At 71.1% G+C, this 10,389-nt stretch carries 10 protein-coding genes; 7 read left to right on the top strand and 3 right to left on the bottom strand.

Going from position 1 to position 10,389, the window contains the following annotated elements:
* From VK923_06460 to VK923_06430, 7 genes are all read left to right on the top strand, one after another.
* Positions 1–182, top strand: a 182-nt coding sequence (locus tag VK923_06460; protein HSJ44306.1) for a hypothetical protein, incomplete at its 5' end; no start/stop codon positions are given.
* A 192-nt stretch (positions 183–374) separates the two neighbouring features.
* On the top strand, positions 375–629 hold the full coding sequence (rpmE, locus tag VK923_06455; GenBank protein ID HSJ44305.1) for a 50S ribosomal protein L31: 255 nt from the start codon (positions 375–377) through the stop codon (positions 627–629).
* Between the two features lie 30 nt (positions 630–659).
* A complete protein-coding gene (locus VK923_06450; protein ID HSJ44304.1) occupies positions 660–1,685 on the top strand; it encodes a DUF1385 domain-containing protein in 1,026 nt (341 codons plus the stop codon).
* 53 nt (positions 1,686–1,738) lie between these two features.
* Positions 1,739–2,824 carry a peptide chain release factor 1 gene (gene prfA / locus VK923_06445; protein ID HSJ44303.1) on the top strand — a complete coding sequence of 362 codons (1,086 nt, stop codon included), beginning with the start codon at positions 1,739–1,741 and terminating at the stop codon, positions 2,822–2,824.
* Between the two features lie 42 nt (positions 2,825–2,866).
* Complete coding sequence (gene prmC / locus VK923_06440) at positions 2,867–3,724, top strand: peptide chain release factor N(5)-glutamine methyltransferase (protein HSJ44302.1); 858 nt, start codon at positions 2,867–2,869, stop codon at positions 3,722–3,724.
* 833 nt (positions 3,725–4,557) lie between these two features.
* Positions 4,558–5,709: an aminotransferase class V-fold PLP-dependent enzyme gene (locus VK923_06435; protein HSJ44301.1), complete on the top strand. Its 1,152-nt coding sequence runs from the start codon at positions 4,558–4,560 to the stop codon at positions 5,707–5,709.
* Between the two features lie 84 nt (positions 5,710–5,793).
* Positions 5,794–7,356: an MFS transporter gene (locus VK923_06430; protein HSJ44300.1), complete on the top strand. Its 1,563-nt coding sequence runs from the start codon at positions 5,794–5,796 to the stop codon at positions 7,354–7,356.
* Here VK923_06430 and VK923_06425 read toward each other — a convergent pair.
* The 3 genes from VK923_06425 to VK923_06415 form a co-directional block, all read right to left on the bottom strand.
* Positions 7,353–7,943, bottom strand: a complete 591-nt coding sequence (locus VK923_06425) for a mismatch-specific DNA-glycosylase (GenBank protein HSJ44299.1) — start codon at positions 7,941–7,943, stop codon at positions 7,353–7,355. The two genes, VK923_06430 and VK923_06425, sit on opposite strands and share 4 nt — an antisense overlap.
* Before the next feature lie 43 nt (positions 7,944–7,986).
* The gene (locus VK923_06420; protein ID HSJ44298.1) at positions 7,987–8,487 is read right to left on the bottom strand and encodes a DNA-3-methyladenine glycosylase I; all 501 of its coding nucleotides are present in this window, start codon (positions 8,485–8,487) and stop codon (positions 7,987–7,989) included.
* Between the two features lie 250 nt (positions 8,488–8,737).
* The gene (locus VK923_06415) at positions 8,738–10,252 is read right to left on the bottom strand and encodes an ATP-dependent DNA ligase (protein ID HSJ44297.1); all 1,515 of its coding nucleotides are present in this window, start codon (positions 10,250–10,252) and stop codon (positions 8,738–8,740) included.
* Between the last annotated feature and the right edge of the window lie 137 nt (positions 10,253–10,389).

Below are 10,389 nucleotides of genomic sequence, written 5' to 3'. Positions count from 1 at the left end.
TCGGTGCCCGCGGCGCCGGGCAGCGCACTCCCAACCTTGCTGCCGTGGTGCAGGAGGTCGTCAACCGCTCTGGCTGGACGTCCGGCAACAACCTCGCGTTGATCATCACCGGCACCGGACGGCGTACCGCCGAGGCCTTCCAGACCGCCCCTGCGGTCCTGCACATCGAAACCACAAGCTGACGGTGGTCCCCGCCGCGGGCCGCGGCGGCGCGGCGTCACCAGCGTCGGTTCGCGCGCACTACCAGCGCGGGCAACGCCGCCGTGCCCGACTGGTTGCTCAACCCACTCTCGTCCACGGCGACACCGGGAGAATCCGGGCTAGGGTGTGCATCTGCGCCGTTCGGAAACCGGCGCAGTCCAAGGAGCGAGTACATGAAGGCTGATATCCACCCCGACTACATGCTCGCGACGGTGCGGTGCTCGTGCGGCAACGAGTTCACGACCCGCAGCACCAGGTCGGAGATCCGCGTCGAGCTCTGCAACGTGTGCCACCCCTTCTACACGGGCAAGCAGAAGCTGGTCGACTCCGGTGGCCGTGTCGAGCGCTACCGGCAGCGCTACGCAAAGTCGCAGGCCAAGCAGGCCGAGGCGGCGAAGCGCAGCGGGACGAAGGACGCCAGCTCCTAGCCACGCACCCGGCACGCGAGGTCGCCATCCATGGCATCCGACGAAGCGCTCGCCTACTACGGTGGCCAGGCGGTCATCGAAGGCGTGATGATGCGTGGCACCGACGCGTGGGCGGTCGCCGTGCGTCGCCCGTCTGGCGAGATCTACCTCGAGCGCCACGCCACGAGTGACCTGCCCCGACGCGTCCGCTTGTGGCGCCTGCCGCTGTTCCGCGGCATGTTCGCCCTGGTCGACGCGCTGAAGGTGGGAACGCGTGCGTTGACCATCTCCGCCAACGAGTCGGTGGAGGACGACGAGCAGCTGTCGTCCAGCGAGTTCGGTGGCAGCCTCCTGCTCGCGCTGCTGCTCTTCGTCGGTGTCTTCGTCGTGCTTCCCAACCTGGGGCTTGCGCCGGTGCGTTCGGCGGTCGGCGACGGACTCGTCTACCACTTGGTCGAGGGCGTCATCAGGGTCGCCATCTTCCTCGGCTACCTGATGGCGATCGCGTTGGTCGGTGACATCCGGCGCGTGTTCGCCTACCACGGGGCCGAGCATCAGACGATCGCGGCGTGGGAGCACGGCGAGCCGCTCGAGCCCGCGTCGATCGGCCGGCACTCGACCAGGCACGTGCGCTGCGGCACGAACTTCCTGATCATGGTGATGCTCATCGCGATCATCGTGTACTCGGTCGCCGGCTCGCTGCTGCCCCCACCGGGGGACGGCGTGGTGGCCGGCATCGCCTACCACGTGTTGCTGCGGGTCGCGCTGCTGCCGATCGTCGCCGGCCTCGCCTACGAGGGGCTGCGCCTGGGTGCGGGTCGTGACAACGTTCTGGTCCGGGCGCTGATGAAGCCCGGCCTGTGGCTGCAGCACATCACGACGCGACCATCCGACCCGGAGATGGTCGAGGTGGCGCTGCGCGCCTTCGAGGCCGTCGTGCCTCCCGACGAGCTGGCGGGCCGCGTGCCGGCGACGCTCCCGTCACCGGTGGTCTGGGGACCGGACGACACGGCGGCTGCGCAGCCCGCCGACGAGGCGGTGCCGCGCACGGCCGACGAGCCGGCCGGCGGCGGGTAGCGCGGTCACACCGCCCCGAAGCTTTACCTGCCGCCGACCGTCGAAGGTTCACCATGTCCGATCGATTGTTCGCGCGCCTCGACGAGATCGAGCGCGACTACGAAGAGCTGACCGCGTCGCTGGGCGACCCTGAGATCTTCTCCGACCCCCAGCGCTACGCCGAGACGGCCAAGCGTCACTCCGACCTCGCCGGCGTTGTGGAGACCTACCGCACCTACCGAGAGGTGACCGGCGACGCTCAGGCGGCACGCGAGCTGGCGCGCGAGGCCGGTGCCGAGGACCAGGCGGCCTTCCGCGGCGAGGCCGAGGAGCTCGACGCGCGTGCGGGGCAGCTGTTGGAGGAGCTGCGCCTCCAGCTGCTGCCACGCGACCCGCACGACGACCGCAACGTGATCGTCGAGATCCGGGCGGGTGCCGGGGGCGACGAAGCCGGGCTGTTCGCCGGTGAGCTGTACCGGATGTACACCCGCTTCGCCGAGCGGGCCGGGTGGAAGACCGAACAGATCAGCGCGTCCGAGCAGGGCATCGGTGGCGTCAAGGAGGTCGTCTTCCAGGTCTCGGGCAAGGGTGCCTACTCCCAGCTCAAGCATGAGTCGGGCGTCCACCGCGTGCAACGTGTGCCCCAGACCGAGTCCGGCGGCCGGATCCACACGTCCACGGCGTCGGTCGCGGTCATGCCCGAGGCCGACGAGGTCGACGTCATCATCGACCCCAACGACCTGCGGATCGACGTGTACAGGTCGTCGGGACCGGGTGGGCAGTCGGTCAACACGACCGACTCCGCCGTCCGCATCACACACGAGCCGACGGGCCTCGTGGTGTCATGCCAGGACGAGAAGTCGCAGCTGCAGAACCGGGAGAGGGCGCTGCACATCCTGCGGGCCCGCCTGCTGCAGCTCGAGCAGGACCGCGCCGCCAGGGAGCGCGCGGAGGCGCGGCTGTCGCAGATCGGCACGGGGGACCGCTCCGAGAAGATCCGCACCTACAACTTCCCGCAGAGCCGCGTGACCGACCACCGTATCGGCCTGTCGGTACACAACCTGTCTGAGGTCATGGACGGCGCGCTGTCGGAGCTGCTGTCGGGGCTGGTGGCCGAGGAGCAGCGACGCCGGCTGGAGGCACTCGCGCTTGCCGACTGACCGAGGTCGCGCCGCCGTCCGCTCGAGCATGGTGCCGTCGACGTGATCGTCGCGCCGCCGACCGTCGCGGCCGCGCTCGACGAGATCACCGGACGGCTCGCGGACGCGGGGATCGACTCGCCGCGCACTGAGGCCCGGTGGCTGGTCCGCCACGTGCTGGGGTGGTCGGCGGCGGAGCTGGTGCGCCGGTCGGCAGACGTCCTCGACGCCGACAAAGCCGCCGCACTCGACCGCCTCGTCGACCGCCGCGCCTCGCGCGAGCCGCTCCAGCTGGTGTTCGGTGCGACCGGCTTCCGAGCGCACGACCTGATGCTGCGTCCGGGCGTCTTCGTGCCCCGGCCCGAGACGGAGCTGCTCGTCGAGCTCGCGCTCGAGCTGCTGCCCACCGGTGCCATCGTGGTCGAGCCCTGCACAGGCAGTGGCGCGGTGGCGTGCGCCATCGCAGTCGAGCGCCCGGACGTGCAGGTCATCGCAACCGATGTGGATGACGCCGCCGTCGCGCTCGCCGTCGACAACGCCGCCCGCCTCGGCGTCGACGTCGACGTGCGACCGGGGGATCTGCTGGAACCGGTGCCCGACGCGCTGCAGGGCACGGTGGACGTGCTGATCTCCAATCCGCCGTACCTGGCCGAGGACGAGCTCGCGGACGTGCCTCCGGAGGTAGCCGACTGGGATCCCTCCACCGCGCTGATCGCCGGTCCGACCGGCCACGAGGTCTCGGACCGATTGATCGCACTGGCGATGGAGTGGCTGCGCCCCGGCGGATGGCTGCTGCTCGAACTCGACGAACGACGGGTCGGCCAGGCCGCTGACCACGCGCAGGCGGCGGGACTCTCCGCTGTCGGCGCTCTGGCCGACCTGACGGGCCGCCTGCGCTTCGTCCGGGCGCGCAGACCTTGAGGACTCGCCTGTCCGGCCGACGGCCGCGACAAGCGCGACCACCGTCCGCTGCGACCGAGCCGGTCGCATGCCGGTGAGATCGAGGCAGTCCGTCGGCATGCACGACCACACAGCGCAGCCCACGGCCACCGAGGTCGGCCCGTCATCCGGCCATGGACCTCCAGTGCCGAACGCACGCCGGCACCACGCGGTCGGCATGACGGCGCCACCGGCCGTTGACGTACCGCGATCGACGCCGACACCGGGGACACGGTGCTCGTCGCGGACGAGGCGGACCCCCGCACCAGGCTGCGCACGCGGTGGCCGGGACGCTACGAGCTGATCGATCCCGATCGGCGGCGGCCACCACATGCCGGCCGCGACCTGATCTCAGCCGCGCAGCCACCCGTGGCCTGGTGCCTGCCGCGCGTGCTACCCGTGACCTGGTGTCAGCCGCGCGTGCCACCCGTGACCTGGTGTCTGCCGCGCGTGCCACCCCGGGGATCTGGCGTCCACGGCGTTGCATCGTCGTCCCTGTCACCGGCACGCTCGGCGTCGTCGCCAGGCGGATGGCTGCGACGCGCCACCTTCTCGTCGAGCGGTCCCGTTTCCCCGCGGCCAGTCCCATCGCCTGCGATGGCTAATGGCATCAGCTGCAGTGACAGGTGGCTGGGGCTCCGGGCGCGCAGCCGCCCGGATGACGCCGTCCGTGCGCTGCATCACCGCTCTCCCGACCAGGATCCGCCGATCGGCGCGACCTGACCGTCCGGCGTCCCGGCAACGTCACGGCAGTCGCCACGTCCGCCTCTGCGCGGCCGGGCGGTGGGTGGCACGACTGCGCGACGTGCCGACGGATGGCCGGGCCCCGTCCGGCGGTAACGGTTCGTGGACGCTGCGGATGGATCGTGTGTCGCGTGGACCGGACCGCCGAGCCGAGGGAGGCGCCGCGATGGCCACAGATGATGCAACAGCCACAACCGACTCGTCTCGCTGGTGCTCGACGCGGACGTGATGCGGCGACTCGGCCACGCTACCGTCGACTTCGTCGTGGACCACCTGACGCGTGCCGACGATCCACCGGCGCTGCTGCACCTGGGTCGTCGAGAGCTCGACGACCGTCTCGGGACCGATGCGCCAGAACACGGGACGACGTCGGCCGAGCTCCTCGGTCAGCTCGGCGACGACGTGGTGCCGTTCGCTGCGCGTGCGCATCACCCTGGTTCTTCGCCCACATCCCGACGTGCGGGACGTTTCCTTCGGCGATCGGCGACTTCATCGCCAGCGCGCTCGACTTCGAATCGAGCGCGTGGATCGCGGCCGCCGGCCCGGCCGAGCTCGAGGTGCTGGTGATCGACTGGTTCGCCGAGTGGATCGGCTACCCGTCCTCCGCGGGTGGCCTGCTGACCAGCGGCGGCTCGGCCGCGAACATGACCGCGCTGGCCTGTGCCCGGGAGACCCTCATCGGTGCGATGACCGCCGACGCGGTCGTCTACGTCTCCGACCAGGGACACTCCTCCGTCGTACGGGCGGCACGCACACTCGGCTTCCGCCCCGACCAGGTGCGCGTGCTGCCCGTCGATGCCACGTACTGCATGCGGACCGACGCCCTGGTCGGCGCGATGGACGCCGACCTCGCCGCCGGCCGGGTTCCACTGTTCGTCGCGGCGGCGGCCGGATCGACCAACACGGGGGCGATCGATCCGCTCGTGGACCTTGCGGCCATCTGCCGTGACCGCGCGGTGTGGCTCCACGTCGATGCCGCCTACGGCGGTTTTGCGGCGCTCACGGAACGGGGTCGTGCGCTGCTGTCAGGGATCGAGCTCGCCGACTCGGTGACCCTCGATCCCACAAATGGCTGTACCAGCCGGTCGAATGTGGGGGTCTGCTGGTCCGTGAGGGGCACCTGCCGCGCGACGCGTTCGAGATCGTGCCCGACTACCTGCGCGACACCGCCATCGACGACGCCGCCGTGGAGGTCAACTTCGCTGACAGGGGACTGCAGCTGAGCCGCGCCGCACCCTCGCTCAAGGTGTGGCTGTCCCTTCGCTACTTCGGGCTGGCCGCCTTCCCGGGCCGCGATCGATCGGGCCATGGATCTCGCCAGGACCGCGCAGCGGCGCATCGAGGCGCATGCGGACCTGGAGCTGCTCGCGGGAGCCACGCTCGGGATCGTGTGCTTCCGGCGCCGCGTCGACGGAGCGGACGAGGCGAGGATCGCGGCGGTCAACGCCGCCCTGCTCGACCAGGTCAACGACAGCGGCATCGCGTTCCTGTCGTCGACACGGCTGGGTGGGCGCTACTGCGTACGCCTCGCGATCATGAACTTCACCACCACGAAGCGCGACGTCGACCGGGTGCTCGATGTGTTCGCAACCACCGACGTCGCGACACTCGAAGCGCCGACGTCCCGCACCGACCGCACGGAGCCGGGGGTGGATCAGGTCTGGTTGACCGCGCCGACGATCGACGCGGCCACGATCCGAAAGCACCCGCTGTTGGCGACCCTTGACGCCCCGACCGTCGAGTGGCTGACACGGGTCTCACGACACGACCACGTCGACGTCGGCAACGTCGTCGTCGACCGCTGGTCGTCGGCGCGTGACTTCCACGTCGTCCTCGACGGCGTCGCACGTGTCTCGATAGATGGTGAGACCGTACGCGAGCTCGGCGGCGGTGACTTCTTCGGTGAGCTCGCAGCGCTGGACTGGGGTGCGGATACGGCTACGTCCGTCCTCGCCGACCGCTACGACCGTCAGACCCTGCTCGGGCTCGCTCATGCCACGCGCGTGGGATGCATGTGCGCGCTGACCCTGGCGGTGGTCGCGGAGTGGTCGCCGCTGGCGGTGCTCACGCTGACGTTCGGCGCCACCATCGCCGGGACGCCCTGCTATCCCGCGGTCGCCGCGCTCATCCCGTGGACCGTCCCCACCGTCGACCTGGCCGCGGCCAACGCCCTGTTCACGACGGTCGAGTCGACCGTCGTCGTCGGGCCGGCACTCCGGGGAGGGCTGGTGCTCGGACACCCGCCAATCGCGTTCGTCGCCAACGGCGTGATGTTCGGTCTGGCGCTCGTACTGCTCCGCCCTCTGACGCTCCCGTCCGCGTCCGCGGTCGCCGGTGACGCCGCCGGCACGTCGTTCGCGCACCAGTTCGTGGACGGGGTACGTGCCGTCATCGCTTCGGCGGACGTGGCGGTGCCACTGCTGTTCATGGTCGTCATGAACCTCGTGGACGGCATCGCCCTGGTCGCGCTGCTGCTCGTTGCGACGGATGTCATGGCCGTCGGCGCGCAGGGCTTCGGGTTCCTCAACGCAGCCGTCGGGGCCGGCGCCTTCGGCGTGATGCTCGTCAGCAACCGGTTCGCCGCGAGCGGCGCGCCGCTGCGTGTGCTCACGTGGGCCGTGCTCGCAGCGAGCATCCCGTTCGCCGCGCTCGCGGTCGTCACGACCCTACCCGTGGGGCTGGCACTGGCGTTCGTGGCTGGTGCCGGCGGCCTGCTGACGGAGGTCGTCGGTGTGACGATCCTGCAGCGCGTGCTTGACGAACGAGTCCTCGCCCGCGTCTTTGGGAGGCCCTCCCAGATGTGCTCGGCCCGCTGTGTCCTCGACGCGACGGTCATCGCTCCGATCACCCACGGAAGTCGAGGGCGCTAGCTGCCGCCTGTCACGTCGAGCCCCGCGGCCCTGGCGACCCGCCGGTACGCGGCGGCCAGCGTCGCGACTGTCTCGTGGGCGTTGAGCCCGCTGGGGTTGGGCACGATCCACAGCTCGACGCCACCAAGCAGCTCGTCCTGGCGTCCCGTCTGTGCGCGTGGTCGCTCGAAAGCGACCCGGTAGGCGGTGATGCCCGCGATCGCCACGACGGCGGGCTTCCACCCCTCGACTCGTCTGACCAGGTCGCGGGCGCCCGCTCGCAGCTCGTCGCGACTGAGCTCGGACGCGCGCGCCGTAGCCCGCGGTGCGATGTTGGTGATCCCGATGCCGCGCTCGATCAGGTGCGCCCGCTCCTCGTCGTCCATGCCCGCCGCCGGGTCGATCGCCCGCCCGATGACGCCGCCACGCAGCAGGGCCGGGTAGAAGCGGTTTCCCGGGTGGGCGAAGTGGGTGTTGGTGGCGGCGGTCCACAGTCCGGGGTTGATGCCCACGAACAGCAGGCGCAGGCCCGGCCCGACGAGGTCAGGCACCGTCGCGTTGCGGAAGCTCTCCAGCTCCTCCCGCGTGAACCGCCGCCGTGGCGTCACCGCCACACCGCCGCCCCTGGACCCGAGCGCGCAGCCGGTACGGTCACCCGTCGTCGCGCAGGGCCGCTGGCAGCGTGCGCCCACGGGACTGCGCCCAGTCCCGGTAGTCGGGCACCTCCATGCCCAGAGTGTACTGGGACCAGTACGCACCGAACTCGCCGATGTACTTGAACCGCCTGCAGAGCGCCCGCTCCCGAGCGTCGTAGTCACCGACACCGTCCAGCCAGGTGTCGAACCCATCATGTTCGCTGGCCAGGCGCACGAACGTCCTGGCGTTGTCGGGGATGGCCGCCAGCTTGCCGCGGCTCTGGATCAGCCGCTCGTCGGCGACCAGGCGCTCGACGTCGTGTTCGTCGTAGCCGGCGACGATGCCGGGGTCGAAGTCGGCGAACGCGTCGGCGATCGCGGCCCAGTGCGCCTGCACGACCCGCCAGGAGATGCCGGCGTTGAACACCGCACGCGTGAGCACCTCGAAGTGGTCGGCCGGCGTAGTCGGCGTGATCTGTCGTGGTGCGCCGGATTCGAGCGGGGTGAAGTCGTGCACGTCGCCTCCTGTCGGGCTGCGCGAGCCGTCCGCGACACGCGTCCGGCGCAGTATGTGCCACGGGCGCCGTCGGTCGCGCGGTCGCGGGCGCGCCCTTGTGGACGGCGGCGTCGTGGGGCGGCCGCGCGGGAGGTGGTCGGGACCGTGTGGGGAGGCGTTCGCCCGATGTGGTGAGCTCGCTCCCCGGAGCGGTGGGGACGACCGTGTGGGAGGCATTTGCAGATGTGGTGATCTCGCTCCCCGGAGAAGGTCAGGTGCGGTCGCGGATGGCCCGTACCGTGTCGATGGTGTCCGCCTGGTCGGCGGTCTTGTCGTCGCGGTAGCGGCGGACCCGAGCGAACCGCAGCGCGACGCCGCCCGGGTAGCGGCTGCTGTGCTGCACGCCGTCGACGGCGACCTCGACGACCTGGACCGGCGCGACGTTGACGACGTGCCGGTCACGGCCGGTCTCGAGCTCGAAGAAGCGCTCGGTCTGCCAGGCCAGCATCTCGTCGGTCATGCCCTTGAACGTCTTGCCGAGCATGACGAACCCTCCGGCGGGGTCGCGGGCGCCCAGGTGCAGGTTTGACAGCCACCCACGCCGCCGGCCCGACCCCCACTCGATCGCGAGCACCACCAGATCGAGCGTCCACGACGGCTTGACCTTGCGCCAGGCGGCGCCACGGCGTCCGGCCTCGTACGGGCTGGCGGTGTCCTTGACGACCATGCCCTCGAACCCGGCGGCGACGACTTCGTCGAAGAACGCGGCGGCGTCGGCGGCGGACGTCAGTGCTCGGCGCCGGACCAGCGCGTCCGCCGGCACCACGGTGTCGAGCGCGGCCAGCCGGCGCGTCAGCGGCGCGTCGATGAGGTCGTCGCCGGCGTGGTGGAGGCAGTCGAAGAACCGCACGACGGTCGACGGGTCCCCTTCGCCGCCGCCGTCGTCTCCGAGCCGTTGCATCGTGACCTGGAACGGCTCTGGCCTGCCGTCGTCGCGGAACGACACCGCCTCGCCATCAAGGATCACGGCATCGACGGGCAGGCTCCGCACCATCGCGACGATGCCCGGGACCTCGTCGGTGATGTCGCGCAGACTGCGTGTGAAGACCGCCACGCGCTCGCCGTCGCGGTGGACCTGCACGCGGGCGCCGTCGATCTTGGCGTCCGCGATGACGTCGTCGTCACCCAGCGCGGCAGCCGGATCGGGGGCGCTCGAGGCCAGCATTGGCTGGACCGGCCGCATGACCTGGAGCCGGATCGTCGTCAGCTCGTCGGCACCGCCGCGCAACGCCGCGGTGGTGACCACCGCGAGATCATCGCTGAGCATGTAGGCCCGGCGCACCGCTGCCAACGGCACAGCGGCGGCCGCGGCGATCGCCGTGACCATGACCCCGTCGAGTGCGCCGTGGCGCAGCTCGCCGATCAGCAGCCGGCGCAGGAATGCCTGCTCGGACGCCGTGGCACGTGCGAACAGTCTCGTCAGCTCCTGGTCCCGCAGCCGCCGCGACCCGTCACCTGCGATCCCGGCGAGCGACGTCAGACACCCGTCGACGTCGGCCAGCCGCAGCGTCGGCTCGTCCGCCGCCGCCACATCGAGCCCGCTGACCGCCACGTAGCCGATCCCGACGCGGCCCTGTGGCACGACGCCGGTGAGGTAGCCGACCGCCAGCGACCGGTCGTCGGGTGGCAGGTCCCGGACCATCTCCGACAGCAGTGCGACCTTGCGTGTCCTCGCGCGGGTCGCACCGACGGCCTCGGACACCGCGACCAGTTCGTGCAGCAGCATGGCGACCTCGACGATGGGGGGACCGGCGCGACCATTGTGGACCGCGCGCCGGGGTCGGATGCGGTGTGGTCGCACGCGGCTTGGTGGGTGCGCACCTGACGTGGCGCCAGGGTCAGGTGCGCATCCGGCCATCTGCG

Source organism: Euzebyales bacterium (assembly GCA_035461305.1).
Lineage (GTDB): Bacteria > Actinomycetota > Nitriliruptoria > Euzebyales > JAHELV01 > JAHELV01.
This window is presented reverse-complemented; position numbering and strand designations above follow the sequence as displayed.